The organism is Streptomyces racemochromogenes (genome assembly GCF_039535215.1).
Taxonomy (GTDB): domain Bacteria; phylum Actinomycetota; class Actinomycetes; order Streptomycetales; family Streptomycetaceae; genus Streptomyces; species Streptomyces racemochromogenes.
This window is the reverse complement of sequence record NZ_BAAAWT010000001.1, coordinates 2,015,057-2,035,783: the sequence shown is the minus strand read 5'-3', so window position 1 is coordinate 2,035,783 and position 20,727 is coordinate 2,015,057. Positions and strand designations below refer to the sequence as shown.

Genomic DNA, 20,727 nt, shown 5'->3' with positions numbered 1-20,727 from the left:
CGGCGGTCCGGGTTGGGCCGCGGGGCTGGTTCATGTGGAGTGGGCGTGTACGGTACGCATCCAGTCCCGGACCAGGGACGTGCGGGCTCGGCCCGCTGCCTGCCGGAATGCCGCAGGGCCGTCGGGGGGCCTTGCGGGCGGGGCCGGGGGCGCAAACGAAGAGGCCGGCCGGACCAGAGGCCGGAGCACCTCAGCACAGCAACGGACCCCAGGGGGACACCACATGGGAAAGACCGCACTGATCACCGGCGTCACCGGACAGGACGGCTCGTACCTCGCAGAGCTCCTGCTCTCCAAGGGCTACACGGTGCACGGCCTCGTGCGGCGGTCCTCCAGCTTCAACACGGAGCGGATCGACCACATTTACCAGGACCCGCAGACGGCGAATCGTTCCTTCGTCCTGCACCACGCCGACCTCTCCGACGGCGTCGCCCTGGTGAACCTGCTGCGCGACATACGTCCCGACGAGGTCTACAACCTCGGCGCCCAGTCCCACGTCCGCGTCTCCTTCGACGCCCCCCTCTACACGGGCGACGTGACCGGACTCGGCGCGCTGCGGCTGCTGGAGGCCATCCGGGCCAGTGGCGTCGACACCCGGATCTACCAGGCGTCGTCCTCCGAGATGTACGGCTCCACCCCGCCGCCGCAGAACGAGGACACCCCCTTCCACCCGCGCAGCCCGTACGGCGGGGCCAAGGTCTTCGCGTACTGGACAACGGTCAACTACCGCGAGGCGTACGGCATGTTCGCCGTCAACGGGATCCTCTTCAACCACGAGTCGCCCCGCCGCGGCGAGACCTTCGTGACCCGGAAGATCACCCGCGCCGTCGCCCGCATCAAGGCCGGCCTCCAGGACCACCTCTACCTCGGCAACCTCGACGCCGTCCGCGACTGGGGCTACGCCCCCGAGTACGTCGACGCGATGTGGCGCATGCTCCAGCAGGACGAGCCGTCGGACTACGTGGTCGCCACCGGAGTCGCCGCCACCGTAAGGGACTTCGTGGAGTCCTCCTTCACCCGCGCGGGCCTCGACTGGACCGACCACGTCCGCTACGACCCCAAGTACGAGCGTCCCAGCGAGGTCGACGCCCTCATCGGTGACGCCTCCAAGGCGCGGGAGATCCTTGGCTGGAAGCCGACGGTCCTGGCGCCGGAGCTGGCGCAGATCATGGTGGACGCCGATGTCCGCCAGGTCGAGGACCAACTGGCAGGAGCCACCGTCCGGATCGACCGCTAGGCCGTGTCTTGCGGATCTTGCTCCCCCAGCTACCGCTGGGAGGTACCCCCAGACCCGCGTCGTCCGGCACCTGGGGCCCCTCCCAGCGGTAGCTGGGGGAGACGCGGGCTTGACCGGCAAGATCAGAAAGACACGGCCCAGGCTCCGGCTTCGCCTACGATTTGCCGTGTCCCGGTCAACTTTGTGGCCGGGGTGCGCACCCGCCGCACGGGGTTCTGGTCTGCCCCAGTCCCTGCGGCTTTTCGGATACTTCCAGCCATCAAGCCGGGCCAACGGCCCTGGGGGGCTCATGCGTAGATCCAGAGGGCTCAGTGCTGCCCTCGCACTGTCACTGGCCGGTGCCGGCACGGGCCTCGCCCTGGTGCTGACGCCCGAGGCGGCCGCCATCACACCGCCGGTGGCGTTCACCGCCGACGAGCTGCCCACCTGGCAGCCGAACGGCGTCGTCTTCGCCATGGAACAGGCGAACGGCACCGTCTTCGCCGGCGGCACCTTCTCGGCGGTCCGCCCGCCCGACGCGGTCGGCGGCGCCGAGCAGGAAGCGGTCAACTTCGTGGCGCTGGACGCCTCGACGGGCAACCCCACCTCCTGCAAGCTGGCCTTCACCGTCGGCGACGGCACCGCGACCGTACGGGCGCTGGCCGTCTCCAAGGACAAGAAGACCCTGTACGCGGGCGGCTACTTCGGCGCCGTCAACGGAACCCCGGTCTCCAGCCTGGCCGCGATCGACATCGAGACCTGCGCCCCCAAGGCCGCCTTCCACCCCGGCGTGCCCGCCACCGTGCGCGCGCTCGACGTCAGCGACGACACCCTGTACGTCGCGGGCGACTTCGGCACCGTCGAGGGCCAGATCCGCGAGCGGTTCGCCGCGGTCGACGCCGCCTCCGGCGCCCTCAAGCCCTGGACCGCCAACGCGGACGAGCCCGGCCGGGCCGTCAAGGTCAGCAACGACGGCAAGAACGTCCTGCTCGGCGGGGACTTCTTCACCGTGAACGGCACCAACACGCACGCCCTCGCGGTCGTCAGCGCCACCACGGGCGCGGTCGCCAAGACGTACTCGACCATCCCCTCCAACTCGGTCGTCAAGCACATCTCGGCCGACGCCACGGGCTACTACACCGCCAACGAGGGGTCCGGCGGCGGCGTCTTCGACGGCCGCATGGGCCTGAGCACGGACTTCAGCGAGAAGTGGCGCGACCGCTGCCTCGGCGCGACCCAGTACGTGCTGCCTTACGACGGCGTGCTCTACAGCTCCTCGCACGCGCACGACTGCTCCACCGAGCTGGAGTTCCCCGACGGCAAGAGGAACTTCTTCCTCGCCCAGCCCACCGACCACACCGGCGCCGCCCCCGCGCCCGTGGACGGCTTCGTGCGCGGCCCGCGCAAGCTCGGCTGGCACCCCACCGCCAACGACGGCATCGGCGAGGGCATCGGCCCGCGCGTCATGTCCGTCGCCGAGAAGAACGGCGTCAAGTACCTGTGGGCGGGCGGCGAGTTCACCGTCATCAACGGCCAGCCCCAGCAGGGCCTGACCCGCTTCGCCAACACCGGTGACGTCGGCGCTCCGACCACCCCCCTCGCCAGCGCCGCCAGCGTCAGGCCGGGCGAGGCGCAGGTGCGCTGGCGCACCAGCTACGACCAGGACGACAGCAGGCTGACGTACCGGATCTACCGCAACGGCTCGGCGACCCCGATCGCCACCGTGACCGCGGACTCCCTGGAGTTCGAGCGGCCGCAGGCCTCGTGGAACGACACCACCGTCAAGGCCGGCCAGTCCTACTCCTACCGGGTGACCGCCACCGACGGGGCGGGCAACACCAGCGCCCTGTCGGCGAACGCCTCCGTCACCGTCCCGGCCACCACGGCGGCCTACCCGGACCGGGTCCGCGCCGACGGCGCCAACCTGTACTGGCGCTACGACGACACCGTCAGCCCGTACGTCGCGGACTCCTCCGACGGCGGCAACACCGGCGGCGTCCAGGTGGGCGCCCCGGCCCTGCGCCAGAGCCCCGGCGCCGTCACCGGCAGCAGCACGGCGATGGGCTTCAACGGCAGCAGCCAGCAGGTGTACAGCGACCACCGGCAGAGCGTCGGCGCCTCCTTCACCGTCGAGACGTGGTTCAAGACCAACACCACCCGCGGCGGCAAGCTCATCGGCTTCGGCAACAACACGGCCAACAGCAGCAGCACGTTCGACAAGCAGCTGTACATGACCAACACCGGCCGCCTCGCCTTCGGTGTCTACAACGGCACCGCCCGCACCATCACCACCGGCCTCTTCGAGACGTACAACGACAACAAGTGGCACCACGTCGTCGGCACGCAGGGCCCCGGCGGCATGACCCTGTACGTGGACGGCCAGAACAAGGGCACCAACAGCGCCACCAACTCCACCCCCTACGCCGGCTTCTGGCACGTCGGCGGCGACAGCCTCACCAGCTGGCCGAACCGTCCGACGAGCAACTTCTTCGCCGGGCAGATCGACGAGACCGCCGTCTACCCGACGGCGCTCACCCAGGCCCAGGTCAAGGCCCACTTCGACCTGGCCAAGGCGCCGGCCGACACGGTCTCCAAGGTCGTCGCGTCCGAGGACACCTACGTCAACCAGGGCGCCCCGGGCACCGTCTACGGCGCCTCGTCCTCGCTCGCGGTGCGCGGCACCTCGGCGTACGAGTCGTACCTGCGCTTCACCCTCCCGGCCGCCCCGGCCGGACAGGTCCTGAAGGCCGCCTCCCTCCAGTTCAAGACCTCCACGCAGACCGGCGCCGGCACCGCCGACACCGTCTCCGTGGTCCCGGTCACCGGCACCTGGAGCGGTGACGCCACGACGTACACCACCAAGCCCGCCCTCGGCACCACCCCGCTCGGCAGCATCGCGGGCGTGCCGGACGGCTCGGCCGTCCAGAACGTCGAACTGGACACGGCCGCGGTCTCCGCCCTGCTGGGCGGCAGCCACAGCCTCGGCCTGACCAGCGCGGGCACCGACCCGCTGTGGATCTGGTCCTCGGAGTCGACCGCCGCGGACGCCGCTCCGCAGCTGGTCCTCACTTTCGGCCAGAAGTAACCGCCCGACGGAATGCGGGGCCCGGCACGCCGAGTGCCGGGCCCCGCACTCCTCCCCACGTACGGGAGCCACCTGATGTACCGACGCCCCGCGGCGGCCGCCGTCCTGCTCGCCGCCGCCCTGACGCTGACCGGCTGCGGTTCCCCGGACGGCGCCGAGGCCGGCACCGCCCGGGCCGCCACCACGCCGAAGCCCCCGGCCGCGTCCCCGGCGCCCGACCCGGCGGACGCCGTGGCGGCGCCCACCCCCGCCGCGTCACCGGACGCGAAGCCGACGGGGCCGGTGCTGCCGGACGCGAGGCTCACCCCGAAGACGGGCAGCTTCAAGGAGAACGAGAAGAAGTACCTGAGCGGCCGCGTCCCCGAGAAGACGGACCCGGCCGCCGTCCTGCAGACCGGGCAGGAGACCTGCCAGCGGGTGGAGCGCACGGCCAAGCGGGACAAGGACGCGGCGGCCGCGTCCATCGTCGCCGGCGAGGTCACCGGCGCCGCGGACGCGATCACCTTCCTGTGCCCGGAGCAGAAGCCGGTCCTGGACGCGGCACGCAAGGGCTTCCCCGACGGCCCCCGCTCCACCCCGGCCCCGGGCACCTACCGGGCCGCCACCCAGAGCGGCGCGTGCACCTGGGAGGCCAGGTCCAAGGACGGCTCCGTCATCGCCTCCGGCCCCGAGACCCCGCCCAAGGCGGGCGACAGGATCACGGCCACCGTCCCCGACGGCACCGACCGGTTCACGTCGACGGGCTGCTACGCCTGGCTGCCGGCGTAGACCCGGCCGCGTTTGTGCCGCCCCCTTCCGGGTATCCGCGCGGTCACACGACACAGCGGAGGGGATTCCCGTGCGAGGCATCGGTGGTTGCATCACCCTGATCGTGGTGGGGGCCGTCCTCACCTTCGCGAGCGACTGGGAGATGGAGAGCGTTGACCTCGACCTCGTCGGTCTGATCATGATGGTGGCGGGTGGCATAGGCCTCGCCGTCTACGCGAGCGTCCTCAAGCGCCGCCGCATGGCCGCCCTCCCGGTGGTGGAGGAGCACCACCACCGGGACGGGATCTGAGGGCCTAGCAGGTTCCAGGTGCGGACGGGAGCATTCCGGTAAACGTTTGCCATTCTCTGGCAAAGCCTGTGCTGGGCCCTTGCCGTGCCGGGGGAGACCCGATGGGATGCGCGAGTCCCATTCCGGCGCACCGGGCGATCCGGTGCGCCGCCCTGCATGCGAAACATCGAGGTCGAGTCACACCGTGCGTCAGATATCCACCGCCGCGAGGCTGCTCACCGTCGCGGCACTCCCGCTGGCGCTGACCGCCTGTTCCTTCCCCGGCACGAAGGCCCCCGCGGCCGCGCCGAAGGCCGCGCCGGCCGCCGCCCCCAAGGCCGCGGCACCCTCCGCCGACCCCAACAAGGGCCTGCTGACCGGCACCCAGCTCAAGGCGGCGCTCGCACCCGCGTCCTTCTTCAGGACCGGCTTCGCCGTCGACCCCGAACTCTCCCGCGACACCGGCAACACCTACCAGGAGCCGGCCACCGCCGACGTACCCACGCCCGACTGCACCAAGCTCGGCGCGACCTCCTGGACGGAGATCACGGGCATCACCGGGGTCTCCTTCGCGCAGAACGCGTACGTGGACAAGAACTCCTCCGAGGAGTTCGCCCAGGAGATCGACGTCTACCGCGGTACGACCGCCACGACCGTGCTCGACGCGCTGGGCAAGATCGCCATGGCCTGCCCCAGCTACACGGACGGCGACACCCACGCCAAGGTGACGGTCACCGAGAAGCCCCTGCCGGGGGTGGGCGACGGCGCCTGGGCCATCACCCAGACCAGCACCGCCTGGCAGGGCGGCACCACCCTGGTGGCCGCCCGCGTCGGCACCTCGGTGGTGACCGTCCTGGCCAGCAGCGCGAAGGACAGCGGCCTCGCGGGCGGCACGAAGCTGGCGAAGCAGCTGACGGCGTCCCTCCAGGGCAAGGCCTGACCTCAGCGCCGGACGGCCCCCTCGTACACGCCCAGCAGGGTGTCCAGTACGGAGTCCATCGCGAAGGAGCTCGCCGCCAGTTCGCGGGCTGCCGTGGAGGCGGCGGCGTTGGCGGCGGGGTCCAGGAGGGCCAGGACCGCCTCCGCCACGCCCTGCGGGCCCGGCTCCACCGCCCGGCCCGCGCCGGCCGCCGCAATGTCGCGGGCGAGGCCGTTGGAGTGGGTGACCACCGGTGGGACGCCCACCGCGAGGGCCTCCAGGACCGACATGGGGAACGGCTCGTCCACCGAGGGCAGTACGTAGACGTGCGCGCGGCGGAGCTCGGTGAGGACCTCGGCGGCGGACAGGGCGCCGGTGACCGTGAAGCGGCCGGTGAGGCCCAGCTCCGCGATCCGGGCCCGGACCGCCGCCAGCTCGCCCTCGTCCGGGCCGGCCACCACGAACTCCGTGTCCGGGTGAGCCGCCAGCACCGCCGGGGCGGCGTCCACGAAGTCCACCGGGCGCTTGCGGGCCTGGAGACGGGCCGAGTAGAGGATGCGGGGCGGGCCGGAAAGGGGCGGCCGCTCCTCCTGGGACGGGGTGCCGTTGACCAGGCGGACCGCCTGCGCGAGCGGCGGGGAGCCCACCACCGCGTCCAGGCCCGCCCGCTCGTGCGGGGTCAGGTACAGCACCGCGTCCGCGCCGCGCAGCAGCCGGCGTACGGCCACCGCGTCCAGGAGCTTCGCGAGGAGCCTCCCGCTCGGGTCGACCATGCCGTGGGTCTGGAGGACGAGCGGCTTGCCCGCCCGCAGGGCCGCCAGGGCGACGGGCAGGGTGACCAGGTCCCGGGCCAGGTGGACGTGGACCACGTCCGCCTCCCGCACCAGGCGGGACGCCGAGGCCAGCAGGGCCGGCGAGGTCATCCCGCTGAAGCCGAGCGGGAGCAGGCGCCGGGCCGGGAACAGCTTCGCCGGGACCCCCTCCACCGACGTCGGCCACGGGTCGAAGCCCTCGCCGAGGGCCAGGAGCCGCGCCTCGTGGCCGCGCGCCCGCAGGCCCTTCGCCAGGTTCAGCGCCACCCGCACCGGTCCGCCGAAGGCGTGCGAGGGGGAGTGCAGGGTGACGGCGTGCAGGACCTTCACTTCGGCTCCTCCACCGGGCGGCGGCGGCCGTCCTGGGTCTGCAGGGTCAGTTCGGGCAGGTCCCGGTGGACCACCGAGCCCGCGCCGGCCACCGCGCAGCGGCCCACGGTCACGCCCGCCAGCACGGTCGCCCGTACGGCCACCCACGCGCCGTCCTCGACGGTGATCGGGGCGTTGCGGTAGCGGAAGTCGGCGGCCCGGTGGTCGTGCGAGCCCGTGCACAGCATCGACTCCTGCGACAGGCACACGTGCGAACCGATCGTCACCGGCTCCAGGTTGAGCAGCCACGCGCCCTCGCCGATCCACGTGTGGTCGCCGACCTCCAGCTTCCACGGCCACAGCACGCGCACCCTGTGCCGGATCAGCACCCCCTCGCCGATCTTCGCGCCGAAGGCCCGCAGCAGTGCCACCCGCAACCGGGCCGGGCAGAACCACGCCCCGAACAGGGTGTTCATCACGGCGAACCACAGAGCCTGCGTCAGGAACCCGCGCCCCTTGTCGTATCCGGCCTGCGTGAAGGCAGGAAGATCGCGCAACAGAAGCCCCTCGTCGTCCGCCCCGGGCGCGCCTCCCCGCGCGCCGAACGCCCAGACTAGACTGCGCGCTGATCACGTACGGGGGTGGGGGCAACAGTGACCACGGACATACGCGAGCCCGCCGTGGAGCCGGTGCCGAGACCCGTCGAGGACGAGTCCCAGTGGGGGAGGGTCACCACCCCCCGCACCCTCCTCTCGCGGGCCCTGTCCGTTCCGCTCGCGCTCGGCTTCACCGTCTTCTTCCCCCTCTTCGTCGCCGCCCAGCCCGGCGACGGCCAGCACGACGCCGCCTACTGGCTCCAGCTGCTGCTCACCATGTACGCGGGCGCCCGGCTCTCCGCGATGGTCCTGACGAGCCGCCGCAAACTGCTCCAGGGCTCCTTCTGGCTCTTCGTCTACATGGCGATGGGCGTGGCCCCGCTCGCCCAGGCCGTCCTCGGCCGGGTCCCCACCCCCGTCGTCGGCCCCCGCTCCGACCTCACCCTCGCCATCGGGCTGGTGCTGCTGGGCTGCACCGCCTTCGACGTCGGCGTGCTGCTCGCCCGCCACCGGCCCGCCGGCCGCGCGGGCGGCTCCCCGAAGGAACCCCGGCCGGTCATGGCCCACCGGCGCAGGCTCCAGCTGCTGGCCGCCCTCGCCTTCCTCGGCAGCGCGGCCTTCGTCGTCAAACTCGGCGGCCCGGCGGTCTTCTTCTCCAGCCGCCAGGAGATCATCGCCGGCATCCAGGAGGCCGGCGTCTCCAACGGCGACGGCCAGGCCGGGCAGGCCCTGCTGCGCGGCTTCGGCACGGTGCCCGCGCTGCTCGCGCTGCTCCTGTACACCCGGTGGCTGATCACTTCGAGGTTCGCCCGCCGCAAGGTGTCGGTCATCGCCACCTGGGCGGCGCTGGCGGTGCTGAACCTGATCGTCAACAACCCCGTCTCGAACCCGCGCTACTGGTTCCTGACCGTCCTGTTCGCGCTGCTGTTCACCGTCTTCCCGGTGAGCGCCGCCATGTACCGGGTGGCGCTGTCGATGGCCGTCGTCGTCGCCCTCCTCGTCTTCCCCTTCGCGGACCGCTTCCGCTACGACGAGAAGAACTACAAGCCCGTCGAAACGACCTCGTTCCTGGAGCCGATGGCGCTCAAGGACTACGACCAGATCGGCATGTTCGCCAACACCATCACCTTCTCCGGCTCCGGCCCCGGCCACTTCTACGGACGCCAGCTCGCCGGCTCCGTCTTCTTCGCGGTGCCCCGCTCGGTGTGGCCGGGCAAGCCGCGCGACACGGGCGTGATGGTCGGCCAGTGGATGGGAACGGTCAACACCAACCTCTCCTCCCCGGTCTGGGCCGAACTCTGGCTGGACTTCGGCCCGCTGGGCATGGGCGCCGGAATGCTGGGCATCGGGTACGCGGCCGCGCGCGTCGACCGCCGCTACGCGCAGCGGGCCACGCGCCGCTCCGCCCCGGGCAGCCTGATCTCCGTGGTGGTCCCGCTGGTCGCCGGGTACTCCTTCATCCTGCTGCGCGGCCCGCTGCTCCAGGCCTCCGGCCGGGTCGCCATCGCCGGGCTGTGCCTCGCGCTCGTGGCCACGTACCGCCGGGACAAGGCCGCCACCCTGCGCTGACGCGCCGTACGTCCGCGGCCGGCCTGGCCGCATGGGGCCAGGCACCTCCGTGCCACCCCGAACCCCTGGAACACCCCCGGGCCCGGAAGACATGATCCTCTCAACGGCGCGGCAGTGAGGCGCCGGGGGGAAACCGGGCCGGCGCCGAGGGGCGCACACCTGGAACGCCACGTCACCACAGGTTCGCGCGATTGCGCACACCTGGCCCATCCGCGTCCGAAATATGGGGGATTGTCATGTCTGCTCGCCGTCGACTCGCCACGCTCGCTTCGGTCACCGCCACCGCTGCCGTCAGCTCGTCCCTCCTCCTGGCCCTGGGCGCGGTCCCGGCCTCGGCCGCCAGCGTGGCCACCTGGGACAAGGTCGCCGAGTGCGAGAGCTCCGGCAACTGGAGCATCAACACCGGCAACGGCTACTACGGCGGCCTGCAGTTCTCGGCATCGACCTGGCGGGCCTACGGGGGCACGGCGTACGCGGCCTACGCCCACCAGGCCACCAAGAAGCAGCAGATCCTGATAGGCGAGAAGGTCCTCGCCGGCCAGGGCCCGGGTGCGTGGCCGACCTGCGGCCGCCTCGCCGGACTCGGCAGCGACCACGCCGACCCGTACCCGGACGCCCCGACCCCGCCGGCCCCCGCACAGTCCTGGAAGGCGCAGGTGCTGATCGGCTCCGGCAACGGGATCTACCACGCCACCCGCTTCGACAACGGCACATGGACCCGCTTCGGGAACGTCGACAGCCAGGCGACCGGCGTCCCGGGCGGGGTGCGCACCACGGCCGAGGCGGGCATCAACGGCGACACGCACGTCCTGGCCGTGAGCAACGAGGGCAGGCTCTACCACACCATCCGCAACGCCGACCGCACCTGGGGAACCTTCGGGGACGTCCACGCGGTCGCGGGCGCCCTGCCCAACGTGACGCAGGTGGCGGCGGTTTCCTCGGGGACCGAGGTGCAGGTCGTGGTGGTGGCGGACGGGAAGGTCTACCACACGGTCCGCCGGGCCAACGGGACGTGGGCGCCGTTTGGCGCGGTCGGCAACCCGGGCGGGGCGCCGGTGACGAAGGTGGCGCTGTCCCAGACCGGCACCGACACGCAGGTGGTGGCCGTTTCCGGCGGCAGCCTCTTCCACACGGTGCGGCATGCCGACGGCACGTGGACGAGCTGGGGCAACGCCTCCGCAGAGACCGGGGTGAGCGGCATCGACGAGGTGGCGGTGGCCGGCACGGGCGGCGATCTCCAGTTGGTGGTGACGACCGAGGGCGGCGCGAAGCGCTACCACGGCGCCCGCCTCGCGAGCGGCCAGTGGGTCCTGAACGACCTCTCCGCCGTCGTCCCGGCCGGCGTCACCGTCACGGACGTCGCGGCCGCCGCCGTCGACAACGAACTCCAGGCCGCCTTCGTCACCACCGACGGCCGCGTCCTGCACACGATCCGCCACACCACGGGGACCTGGACGGGCGCCGCACCCGTGGACCTGACCGGCGTCGGCGGCACCCACACCGGCGTGTCCATCACCGCCACCTTCAACTGACCGGCGCACGACACCCCCGACACCCCCCGACAGAACCCAGGAGCCCCGTCATGTCCACCTTCACCCGTCGTGCGCTGACCTCCGCCACCGGCATCGCCCTCGCCGCCTCCGGCCTGGTCGCCTTCGCCGCCTCCCCCTCGTACGCCGCGGGGCCCGACTACCAGATGCCCTTCAGCTGCAACCAGGCCTGGCTGGGCAAGACGTACAGCGGCCACAGCCCGTCGATGCAGTCCATCGACTGGACGCACGGCAGCACCACCGCCAACCAGCCCGTGCTCGCCAGCGCCGACGGCGTCGTCAGCACCGCCACCACCCTCACCAACCCCGACGGCTCGTACCGCAGTTACGGCAAGTACGTGGTCATCGACCACGGCAACGGCTCGACCACCCTGTACGCCCACCTCAACGGCTACGACGTCAGCGCGGGAACCCGCGTCGTACGCGGCCAGAAGATCGGCATCGTCGGCAACACCGGCAACTCCTCCGGCGCCCACCTGCACTACGAGCAGCGCTACAACGGCACCGTCAAGCAGTCCGTCTTCGACGGCGACCCCTTCCAGATGGGCTCGACGCTGACCAGCCGCAACTGCGCTGACACGACGACCCCGCCGGCCCCGACCGGCCAGTGGCGGGCGCAGGTCGCGGTCGAGTCCGGCGGCGGCATCTACCACGCCGTCCGCAACGCCGACCGGACCTGGACCGGCTTCGGCGACGTCCAGGGCGTCACGGGCGAGGTTCCCGGCGGGGTACGCACCACCGCCGAGGCGGGCATCAACGGCGACACGCACGTCCTCGCCGTGACCAACGAGGGCAAGCTCTACCACTCCATCCGCTTCGCCGACCGCTCCTGGTCCGACTTCGGCGACGTGGCCGGCCAGGCCGGCCAGCTGACCAACATCACGCACGTGGCGGCGGTCTCCTCGGGGACCGAGGTGCAGGTCGTGGTGGTGGCGGACGGGAAGGTCTACCACACGGTCCGCCGGGCCAACGGGACGTGGGCGCCGTTCGGCGCGGTCGGCAACCCGGGCGGGGCGCCGGTGACCAAGGTCGCCGTCTCCCAGACCGGCACCGACACGCAGGTGGTGGCCGTTTCCGGCGGCAGCCTCTTCCACACGGTGCGGCACGCCGACGGCACGTGGACGAGCTGGGGCAACGCCTCCGCAGAGACCGGGGTGAGCGGCATCGACGAGGTGGCGGTGGCCGGTACCGGGGGTGACCTCCAGCTGGTGGTGACGACCGAGGGCGGCGCGAAGCGCTACCACGGCGCCCGCCTCGCGAGCGGCCAGTGGGTCCTGAACGACCTGTCGGCGGTGGTCCCTTCGGGCGTCACGGTCACGGACGTGGCGGCGGCGCAGGTGAACAACGAGCTCCAGGCGGCCTTCGTGACCACCGACGGGCGGGTCCTGCACACGATCCGCGCCGTCAACGGCACCTGGTCCCCGGCCGCCCCGGTCGACCTGACGGGCGTCCCCGGCACCCGCACCGGCGTCTCGATCACCGGCACCTACAACTGACGCACGGCACACCGCGGGCCCGGGACGACCACCGTCCCGGGCCCGCTCCCGTGCGGCTCAGGCGGCGGCCGCGACCTCCGCCGGAACCTCCAGCCGGGCCACCCGCAGCCACCCGGCGGCGGCCTTCGCGGCCGAACCGAGGGCCAGCCCCCAGGCGGCGCCCGCGACGCCCCACCCGGTGTACCCGCCCAGCAGCAGTGCCACCGACAGCAGCGAGAACACCACCTGGAGCGAGAGGGTGGCCTTCGGCGCGAGCACGCGCAGCGTGAGCAGGGCGCAGGTGCCCAGGCCCATGACCGCGTACTGCGCGCCCGTGGCGGGCAGCAACGCGGCGGCCGCAGGCCAGGTGTCGCCGAGCAGCTCCCGCCCCAGCCGGTCCGGCAGCGTGTACAGCACCGCCGCCCAGCCCCCGCCCAGTACCGCGAGGACGGCTCCCATCAGCAGGGTCAGCCGGACCACGCCCCGCTTGCCGCGGGCCCGGCCGACCACCGGCGGCCCGAAGGCGTTCGCCGAGTTGAACAGCACGTTCAGCGGGCCGAAGAGGGTGGTGGCGCCGCGCAGCGCACCGACGGCGAGCGGGGTCGCGAACGCCCCGAGCCCGAGGACCGCGAGCTGGCTGGATCCGTTGCCCACGGCGAACTCGACCACGAAGCGCCGCCCCAGGTGCCCGCGCCGCAGATAGGGCCGCAGTTCGGCGCGCACCCCGCGGACGAACGGCCGCAGCAGCCACAGCCCCACCGCCAGCGCCGGCAGCGCGGACAGCCCCCACACCAGGACCAGCCGGCCCGCCGAGACCCCCCGCGGCTGTACGGCCAGCGCCGCGACCACGCACACCAGCCGCAGCGCGTCCGCGGCCAGCGCCCGCTCGGGCACCCGCAGGGCGGAGAAGCAGTAGCGCAGCCCGTCCTGTACGAGGACCGGCGGCAGTACGAGGCCCAGCGCGAGCAGCGCCCACCCCGTGTCCCCGGGCACCGCGAGGCCCGCCGCGGCCACGACGAGCCCGGCCGCGGCGGACCCGGCGGCCGTGAACAGCACGGAGGAGCGGCACACCCGCCCCAGCCCCTCGCCCTTCTCCAGCACCACGGTCTGGCCGACGTAGGCCATGTTGAGCCCGAGCAGCACGCTGAAGGCCACGTAGACCATCGAGAAGGCGGCGAACCCGGACGCCGACGACAGCCGGGCGGCCAGCACCAGCACCAGGATGTTCGTGGCACTGGAGGCGGCCTGGTCCAGGACCGAGGAGACCGCGGCGAGGCCCCGCCGGCTCACCTCTGGCCCGTGCGGACGGTGCGCAGCGCCACGGTGTCGCCGCCGTCGCCCGGGGCGGCCTCCCCGTCCCCGGAGGCGGCGCCCCCGGCCCCGCCCTCGGCCCCGCCCTCGGCCACGTCCTTGGCCCCCCGCTCGGCCCCGCGCTTCCCGGAGGGCAGGGGGGCGTGCAGCACCGCGCCCAGCACGGTCCCGCCGGCGCCGCTGATCAGCTCGCGGATCCGGGACAGGTCGCTGCGGTGCACGGCCCGCGGGTCGCAGACCACGAGGACGCCGTCGACGCGGTCGACCAGGGCGAGCGCGTCGGCGTACGAGAGCACGGGCGGCGCGAGCACCACGACGGTGGAGTTGGGGGTGTCGGCCTCGGCGATCAGCTGGCCGGTGCGCCGGGAGGTCAGGGCCCTCGCCACGTTGCGCACGCGGTCGCCGGGGATCAGGTCGAAGTCGCCGGACTCGGCGGCGTCCACGACGACCCGGCGCCCGTCGGGCCACTCGGTCTCGGCGCTCGCGGAGCCGCCCGCAAGGCTGCTCCAGCGCGGCCGGTCGCCGGTCTCGGTGGGCAGCTGGCTGGCCAGGACCGGGGTGCGCAGGTCGGCCTCGATGAGCAGGACGTCCTTGCCGGTCTCGGCGAAGGAGGCGGCCAGGTTCACGGCCACGGCGGCGGCCGTCTCGCTGCTGCCGCGCGGGGCGACCACCAGCAGCCGGCGCCGGTCGGCGAACCGGGCGTCGTAGGCGAGGCGGAACGCCACCGAGCGGTACTCCTCGGCGAGCCGCGGATCGGCCTCCCCGGCCGCGAGGAGCGGGCCGCCGCCGGTCCGGTCGCGGGGCAGGTAGCCGAGTACGGGTGCGCGCAGGGACCGGGCCACGTCGCCCTCGGAGCGCGGCGCCGGGTCGAAGACCAGCCGGACCCAGGCGGCGAGCAGGCCGAGCGCCAGGCCGACGGCCGCGCCGAGCGCGAGGGACATGGGCAGGCCGGGCCCGTCGGGGGCGGCGGGCGGGGCGGCGGCGGTGGTGACCCGGCCGGGGGTCATGTCCAGGGCCTGGAGCTTGGCGATGTTGCCGTTGAGGGTGTTGACCTTGTTCTGGAGGTCGGTCCGCGAGGAGAGGGAGGCGTCCCGGGCGGTGCCCGCCGGCATGCTGTTGATCTGCCGGGCCACCTCGTCGAGCTGCCTGGCGACCGGGTCGCGCTGGGCCTCGTACCCCTTGACCATCGTGTTGCGGGTGGCGTCGAGGGCCTCCTGCCGCTTGAGCAGGTAGGCGGCCGCCATGCCGTTGGCCCGCTTGGCGGCCTCCTTGGGGGAGGCGGCGGTGTAGGTGAAGCGCAGCACCATCGTCTGCGGCGGGTTGGTCACCTGGAGGCCGCCGCGGAACGCCGGGACGTCCTCGGCCGCCACACCGAGGGTCTTCGCGGCCTGCTCCGCTATGGAGCGGGAGAGCGCGACCTGCCGCTCCGAGCCGATGTTGATGGCCTTGTCGGGGGCCAGGCTCGGGTTGAACGGGTCGTCGGCGGGCGCGCGCAGCACCACGTCCGCGACGGACACGTAGGTGTCCGCCGTGGAGATTCCGAGGTAGACGCCGCCCAGCAGGCCGACGGCCAGGCCCGCGCCGAGGAGCCGGCGGTAGCGCAGGAGCTGCTTGAACTGGTCCCGTAGGAGATCGGGTTCGTCCTCGGCGGGGGTCGTCGCCGGGCGGTTCGTCTCGGTCACGGCCGCTTCCCCCCGAGTGCTTCGTCGATCAGTGCGTCGATGCGGGCCAGGCCCGCCTCACGGCTCAGGTGGGCCGCCACGTGGACGGGTCCGGCCGCCCCGAGGGCGTCCGCGCCCTCGGGGTCCTCGGCCAGGGAGCGGACGGCCTTCAGCAGCGCCTCGGGGTCCTCCGGGGGGACGAGCACCCCGGCGCCGGAACGGCGTACCTCCTGCGCGGTCCCGCCCTGCGCCGCGACGGAGGCGACGACGGGCCGGCCGGCCTGGAAGTAGGAGGTCAGCTTGGACGGCACGCTCATGTCCAGCACCGCGGCGTGCTGCGTGACCGCGAGGACGTCCGCCGCGGCGAGGACGTCCGGGAACCCGTTGTCGGCGGCGGGCGGGATGATGTCCAGGTTCGGGACGTCGGCGGCCATGCTCGCGAGGGCCGCGCGCTGGCTCCCGTCGCCCATGAGGACGAAGCGGACCTCCGGGTCCAGCCGGGCGGCGCCGACGAGGACTTCGAGGCCCTGCTTGAGGCCCATGTTCCCGGAGTGCAGGACGACGGTCTGGCCGGGCGCCCATCCCAGGTGGTGGCGGGTCTCCCCGCGCGGCTTGGTGGGCTTGGCCACGTGCGACCAGTTCGGGACGAGGCGGATCTTCCGGGGGTCCACGCCCATCGCCACGACCCGGTCCACGAAGGTCTCGTGGATGACGCCGACCAGCGTGGCCCGCTTGAGGGCGTACGCCTCCGCGCGCGCGGCGAACGCGGCCGCCCTGTCCCCGCCGCTGATGCCGCTCTGCGCGGCGGCGGCGCCCATCAGGTCCTGGACGACGGGTACGAACGGCACCTTCCAGCGGGCCGCCAGCCGTGCGGCCGTCACGCCGCCGGCGAGGCTCGGCATCTGCGCCATGACCAGGTCGGGCTTCGGCATCCGGGGCGGGGCCACGGCACCGTGCAGCAGAATCGATCCTTCGAACAGGGCGCGCCGAACGGCGGTCTGACGGGGCGGCACGGTGTGGGCGCGCCGGTGCACGGTGACCCCCGCGCGCTCCTCGGTGCGCCGCAGCACCCCCTTGTACTCCGGTTCGACCGACCAGGCCGGGTAGTGCGGCATGCCCGCCAGAACGTGCGCGTCGTGGCCGGTACTCGCCCAGTGCTCCGCGATCTGGGTGGCGTACGGGCCGATGCCCGCATGCTCCGGGGCGTAGTTGGTGGAAACCAGCAGCAGGCGCCGGTGACCGGATGTGGACACTGAACGTCCCCTTCTCCCCTGGATGATGCGGACGTCACCCTATTCGTTCACCCGACGGGGTGTGGAACGCGCGCGCTATTGTCGGCTGATCCGCCGCACCGGGGGGTGCGGCCGCTGGGGGGAACCGATCCGATGACGGAGCGCGACATGACCGACCCTGTGCCGTCCGAGCGCAGGCCGTACCGCGTGGGCTACGCGCCCGGTGCCTACGACCTGTTCCACATAGGCCACCTCAACATCCTGCGCCACGCCCGCAGCCGGTGCGACTACCTGGTGGCCGGCGTGGTCTCGGACGAGATGGCCGAACTGGCCAAGGGGCGGCGCCCGATGATCCCGCTCGTCGAGCGGCTGGAGATCGTCCGCAGCGTCAAGTACGTCGACGCCGCCTTCGTGGAGACGGTCCCGGACAAGGTGGAGACGTGGAAGCAGGTCCGCTTCGACGTCATCTTCAAGGGCGACGACTGGCGCGGCACCCCCAAGGGGGACAGGTTGGAACGGGACTTCGCCGCCCACGGGGTCGACGTCGTCTACTTCCCGTACACCGTCCACACCTCCAGCACCCAGCTGCGCCGCGCCCTGGACGCCCTGGCCGAGCCGGCGCACCCGCCGCTGCCGGAGCAGTTCACCGCCGAACGGCGCTGAGCTCGCGGTACCACTTCGCCAGGAAGGCCACCAGGAACAGGGCGGCGACCGCGCCCAGGCCCGCGTACGCCCAGCGGAACAAGGTCCCGCCGCCCAGCAGCAGGAAGACGAGGCAGAACACCCCGTAGTCCACGGGGAGCAGGGCCACCGCGCGCAGCGTCGAGGGGGCCGCGGCCGGACTGCCCGGGGCGGCCTTCGGCTTGAGCTTCTCGGTCAGCAGGCCCCCGAAGAAGGTGACGACGGCGGCGAACTGGAAGCCCAGCGGCACCAGGAGCCACCCCTGCGAACCGGTCCCGAACGCCTCGGGGAAGCGGTGGAAGGCGATGAGCACGCAGGCGTGCAGCGCGGTGAGCTTCGCGGCGTCCACCACGTGGTCGAGCCACTCGCCCGCCGCGCTCCCGCCGCCGCGCAGCCGGGCCAGCTGGCCGTCGGCCGAGTCGAAGGCGAAGCCGACCGCGAGCGCCGCCCAGACGGCGATCCCCAGCCCCCACGAGGGCGCGGCCAGCGCCACCGCCGCCACCGCCGCGAAGCTGAACGCGGCACTGACCAAGGTGACCTGGTTGGGCGTCAGGCCCAGCGCGTAGGACCCGGCGGCCAGGTACCGGCCGACCGGCCGGTTGACGAACCGGGAGTAGAGCGACACCCCCTTGGCCGACTTCTGCGCCCCCCGCAGTTCCCGGAGCGCGGTCCCGAATCTCGCCATGCCTGCCCCTGCCCTGTCCATGTGGTCATGTGATCGTGTGTTCACAGGAAGGGCACATCATCGCAGGGGGAACGAAAGGCTCCGCTCGGGATCGGTCAGCTCCCCCCGAGCAGCGAGCAGCGAGCACCCACCCCCGGCCGCCTCAGGACACCACCCGCAGCAGCAGCACCGACCGGGCGGGCACCGTCAGCGGCTCCCCGCCCCGGTGCCGCGTCCCCGGCGGAGCCTCCTGGGACTCCCGCGCCGTGTCCAGCACCAGCTCGTACTCCACCGCCCACGGCGCGCCCGGCAGCACCCACTCCACCGGCCGGTCCCCGGCGTGCAGCAGCGCGAGGAAGCTGTCGTCCGTCACCTGGCGGCCCCGCTCGTCCCGGCCCGGGATGTCCCGCCCCGACAGGTACAGGCCCACCGCGGCGGCCGGCGCGTACCAGTCCCGCTCCGTCATCTCCGCCCCCGCCGGGGTGAACCAGGCCAGGTCCCGCAGCCCGTCCGCGCCCTGCGCCCGGCCCGAGAAGAACGCCCGCCGGCGCAGCACCGGATGCGCCCGGCGCAGCGAGAGCAGCCGCCGGGTCAGCGCGAACAGGCCGCTCCACTGCGGGTCGGACAGCAGCGACCAGTCCACCCACCCCGTCTCGTTGTCCTGGCAGTACGCGTTGTTGTTGCCGCCCTGCGTGCGCCCGAACTCGTCGCCCGCCACCAGCATCGGCACGCCCGTCGACAGCAGCAGCGTCGTCAGCAGGTTGCGCAGCTGCCGCCGCCGCAGCGCCCCGATCCGCGGGTCCCCGCTCTCGCCCTCGGCCCCGCAGTTCCAGGACCGGTTGTCGTTGGTGCCGTCCCGGTTGGCCTCCCCGTTCGCCTCGTTGTGCTTGCGCTCGTACGACACCAGGTCGCGCAGGGTGAACCCGTCGTGCGCGGTCACGAAGTTCACCGAGGCGTACGGTCGCCGCCCGCCCCACGCGTACAGGTCGCTGGAGCCCGACAGCCGGTACCCCAGGTCCCGTACGTCGGGCAGCGCGCCCCGCCAGAAGTCCCGCACGGCGTCCCGGTATCGGTCGTTCCACTCCGTCCACAGCGGCGGGAACGCCCCCACCTGGTAGCCGCCCGAGCCCACGTCCCACGGCTCCGCGATCAGCTTGACCCGCCGCAGCACCGGGTCCTGGGCGATCACCGCGAGGAACGGCGACAGCATGTCCACGTCGTGCATGGAGCGGGCCAGCGCCGCGGCCAGGTCGAAGCGGAAGCCGTCCACCCCCATCTCGGTCACCCAGTACCGCAGCGAGTCCGTGATCAGCCGCAGCACGTGCGGGCGCCCGGCGTGCAGGGTGTTCCCGCAGCCCGTGTAGTCGGCGTAGCGGCGCTGGTCGGACTGGAGCCGGTAGTAGCCCCGGTTGTCGATCCCGCGCAGCGACAGGGTCGGTCCCAGCTCCCCGGCCTCCGCCGTGTGGTTGTAGACCACGTCGAGGATGACCTCGATGCCCGCCGCGTGCAGGGCCTTCACCATCCGCTTGAACTCGCCGACCTGCTGCCCCGCCGTCCCGCTGGCGGAGTAGCCGGCGTGCGGGGCGAAGTACCCCACCGAGTTGTACCCCCAGTAGTTGCGCAGGCCCCGCCGCAGCAGGTGGTCCTCGTGCGCGAACTGGTGCACCGGCAGCAGCTCCACCGCCGTCACGCCCAGCGCCTTCAGGTGCTCCACCGCCGCCGGATGGGCCAGGCCCGCGTACGTGCCGCGCAGCTCCTCGGGAACACCCGGATGGCGCATCGTGAACCCGCGCACGTGCAGTTCGTAGATCACCGTGTCGGCCCAGGGGGTCTTCGGCCGGACGTCGTCCGACCAGTCGTCGTCGTCATGGACGACCACCCCCTTCGGGACGTACGGGGCCGAGTCCCGGTCGTCGCGCACCGTGTCGGCGATGTACTGCTGCGGCCAGTCCCGGACGTGCCCGTACACCTCCGGAGGCAGCGAGAAGTCCCCGTCCACCGCACGCGCGTACGGGTCCAGCAGCAGCTTCGCCGGGTTGTACCGGGCACCCGTCCAGGGGTCCCAGCGCCCGTGCACCCGGAAGCCGTACCGCTGCCCGGGCCGCACGCCCGGTACGAAGCCGTGCCAGATCCCGTGCGTCAGCTCGCTCAGGGTGCAGCGCGTCTCCGCCCCGAGGGCGTCGAACAGGCACAGCTCCACCGCCTCCGCGCCCTGCGCCCAGAGCGCGAAGTTGGTGCCCTCCACCCCGGCCGGCCCCGTGTGGTACCGGGCCCCCAGCGGGTGCGAGGAGCCCGGCCACACGGGTGGCGCCGGGTGCGCGGCGGCCCGTAACACCTTCGCCTGGACCCGTTCCCGTACGAAGTCCATCTCCTCGACGGTCCGGCCGGCATCACTGCCGGCGGCATCCACCGCCTCTTGCTCGGCTGCGCTCGACACTGCCCGCCTCCACGGCTCCTGGGTACCGGCGGGGGGAGTGCGCCCCGGCGTCCCGGCCAGGGCCCGCCCCGTCTGGTCCTTCCCACTGTTCTGCCCGGACTGTTCTGCCCGGAACGTGCCCGGCCCTCACGTTTCCCCCGGAGGGCCCCGGTCGTTGGACGGGACGTGACTCTT

16 protein-coding genes are annotated in these 20,727 nt (G+C 73.0%); 9 read left to right on the top strand and 7 right to left on the bottom strand.

Annotated elements, in window-relative coordinates; genetic code table 11:
• Window positions 1-223 precede the first annotated feature (223 nt).
• The 5 genes from gmd (at window position 224) to ABD973_RS09155 (ending at window position 6,277) form a co-directional block, all read left to right on the top strand.
• Entirely contained in the window at window positions 224-1,237 is a 1,014-nt protein-coding gene (gmd, locus tag ABD973_RS09175) for a GDP-mannose 4,6-dehydratase (RefSeq protein ID WP_125822553.1), read from the top strand.
• Between the two features lie 289 nt (window positions 1,238-1,526).
• Entirely contained in the window at window positions 1,527-4,301 is a 2,775-nt protein-coding gene (locus tag ABD973_RS09170; RefSeq protein WP_241253386.1) for a LamG-like jellyroll fold domain-containing protein, read from the top strand.
• Between the two features lie 75 nt (window positions 4,302-4,376).
• On the top strand, window positions 4,377-5,069 hold the full coding sequence (locus ABD973_RS09165) for a hypothetical protein (RefSeq protein ID WP_241253387.1): 693 nt from the start codon (window positions 4,377-4,379) through the stop codon (window positions 5,067-5,069).
• 70 nt (window positions 5,070-5,139) lie between these two features.
• Window positions 5,140-5,358, top strand: a complete 219-nt coding sequence (locus tag ABD973_RS09160; protein WP_125603385.1) for a DUF6458 family protein — start codon at window positions 5,140-5,142, stop codon at window positions 5,356-5,358.
• 184 nt (window positions 5,359-5,542) lie between these two features.
• Window positions 5,543-6,277: a hypothetical protein gene (locus tag ABD973_RS09155; protein ID WP_345499717.1), complete on the top strand. Its 735-nt coding sequence runs from the start codon at window positions 5,543-5,545 to the stop codon at window positions 6,275-6,277.
• Window positions 6,278-6,279: 2 nt separating this feature from the next.
• Here the strand turns inward: ABD973_RS09155 and ABD973_RS09150 are convergent, their stop codons facing one another.
• Entirely contained in the window at window positions 6,280-7,398 is a 1,119-nt protein-coding gene (locus tag ABD973_RS09150) for a glycosyltransferase (protein ID WP_345499715.1), read from the bottom strand.
• On the bottom strand, window positions 7,395-7,934 hold the full coding sequence (locus ABD973_RS09145) for a WcaF family extracellular polysaccharide biosynthesis acetyltransferase (RefSeq protein WP_345499713.1): 540 nt from the start codon (window positions 7,932-7,934) through the stop codon (window positions 7,395-7,397). Before ABD973_RS09145 ends, ABD973_RS09150 begins: the two co-directional genes overlap by 4 nt.
• A 96-nt stretch (window positions 7,935-8,030) precedes the next feature.
• Here ABD973_RS09145 and ABD973_RS09140 point away from each other — a divergent pair, with 96 nt between their 5' ends.
• From ABD973_RS09140 to ABD973_RS09130, 3 genes are all read left to right on the top strand, one after another.
• The gene (locus ABD973_RS09140; RefSeq protein ID WP_345499711.1) at window positions 8,031-9,542 is read left to right on the top strand and encodes a hypothetical protein; all 1,512 of its coding nucleotides are present in this window, start codon (window positions 8,031-8,033) and stop codon (window positions 9,540-9,542) included.
• Between the two features lie 236 nt (window positions 9,543-9,778).
• Window positions 9,779-11,074 (top strand): transglycosylase family protein, encoded by a 1,296-nt coding sequence (locus tag ABD973_RS09135; RefSeq protein ID WP_345499709.1) that lies wholly within the window; start codon window positions 9,779-9,781, stop codon window positions 11,072-11,074.
• A 50-nt stretch (window positions 11,075-11,124) separates the two neighbouring features.
• On the top strand, window positions 11,125-12,588 hold the full coding sequence (locus tag ABD973_RS09130) for a M23 family metallopeptidase (RefSeq protein WP_345499707.1): 1,464 nt from the start codon (window positions 11,125-11,127) through the stop codon (window positions 12,586-12,588).
• Window positions 12,589-12,645: 57 nt separating this feature from the next.
• On the opposite strand, the gene ABD973_RS09125 is transcribed toward ABD973_RS09130, so the two are convergent.
• From ABD973_RS09125 to ABD973_RS09115, 3 genes are read right to left on the bottom strand one after another with little or no spacing between them, the layout of a single operon-like run.
• Window positions 12,646-13,857, bottom strand: a complete 1,212-nt coding sequence (locus ABD973_RS09125; protein WP_345499705.1) for an MATE family efflux transporter — start codon at window positions 13,855-13,857, stop codon at window positions 12,646-12,648.
• Window positions 13,854-15,560, bottom strand: a complete 1,707-nt coding sequence (locus ABD973_RS09120; protein WP_345499703.1) for a lipopolysaccharide biosynthesis protein — start codon at window positions 15,558-15,560, stop codon at window positions 13,854-13,856. Before ABD973_RS09120 ends, ABD973_RS09125 begins: the two co-directional genes overlap by 4 nt.
• A complete protein-coding gene (locus ABD973_RS09115; RefSeq protein WP_125595209.1) occupies window positions 15,557-16,762 on the bottom strand; it encodes a glycosyltransferase in 1,206 nt (401 codons plus the stop codon). Before ABD973_RS09115 ends, ABD973_RS09120 begins: the two co-directional genes overlap by 4 nt.
• A gap of 177 nt (window positions 16,763-16,939) precedes the next feature.
• On the opposite strand from ABD973_RS09115, the gene ABD973_RS09110 reads away from it, so the two are divergent.
• Window positions 16,940-17,434 (top strand): FAD synthase family protein, encoded by a 495-nt coding sequence (locus tag ABD973_RS09110; protein ID WP_125822560.1) that lies wholly within the window; start codon window positions 16,940-16,942, stop codon window positions 17,432-17,434.
• On the opposite strand, the gene ABD973_RS09105 is transcribed toward ABD973_RS09110, so the two are convergent.
• Complete coding sequence (locus ABD973_RS09105; protein ID WP_345499700.1) at window positions 17,415-18,137, bottom strand: CDP-alcohol phosphatidyltransferase family protein; 723 nt, start codon at window positions 18,135-18,137, stop codon at window positions 17,415-17,417. The genes ABD973_RS09110 and ABD973_RS09105 overlap by 20 nt on opposite strands.
• Window positions 18,138-18,279: 142 nt before the next feature.
• The gene (gene glgX / locus ABD973_RS09100; RefSeq protein WP_125822562.1) at window positions 18,280-20,553 is read right to left on the bottom strand and encodes a glycogen debranching protein GlgX; all 2,274 of its coding nucleotides are present in this window, start codon (window positions 20,551-20,553) and stop codon (window positions 18,280-18,282) included.
• Window positions 20,554-20,727 lie beyond the last annotated feature (174 nt).

Coding starts and splice junctions, on each gene's coding strand:
- ABD973_RS09105 (WP_345499700.1), bottom strand. CDS start 18,137: ATGGCGAGATTCGGGACCGCGCTCCGGGAACTGCGGGGGGCGCAGAAG.
- ABD973_RS09170 (WP_241253386.1), top strand. CDS start 1,527: ATGCGTAGATCCAGAGGGCTCAGTGCTGCCCTCGCACTGTCACTGGCC.
- gmd (WP_125822553.1), top strand. CDS start 224: ATGGGAAAGACCGCACTGATCACCGGCGTCACCGGACAGGACGGCTCG.
- ABD973_RS09130 (WP_345499707.1), top strand. CDS start 11,125: ATGTCCACCTTCACCCGTCGTGCGCTGACCTCCGCCACCGGCATCGCC.
- ABD973_RS09110 (WP_125822560.1), top strand. CDS start 16,940: ATGACCGACCCTGTGCCGTCCGAGCGCAGGCCGTACCGCGTGGGCTAC.
- ABD973_RS09135 (WP_345499709.1), top strand. CDS start 9,779: ATGTCTGCTCGCCGTCGACTCGCCACGCTCGCTTCGGTCACCGCCACC.
- ABD973_RS09165 (WP_241253387.1), top strand. CDS start 4,377: ATGTACCGACGCCCCGCGGCGGCCGCCGTCCTGCTCGCCGCCGCCCTG.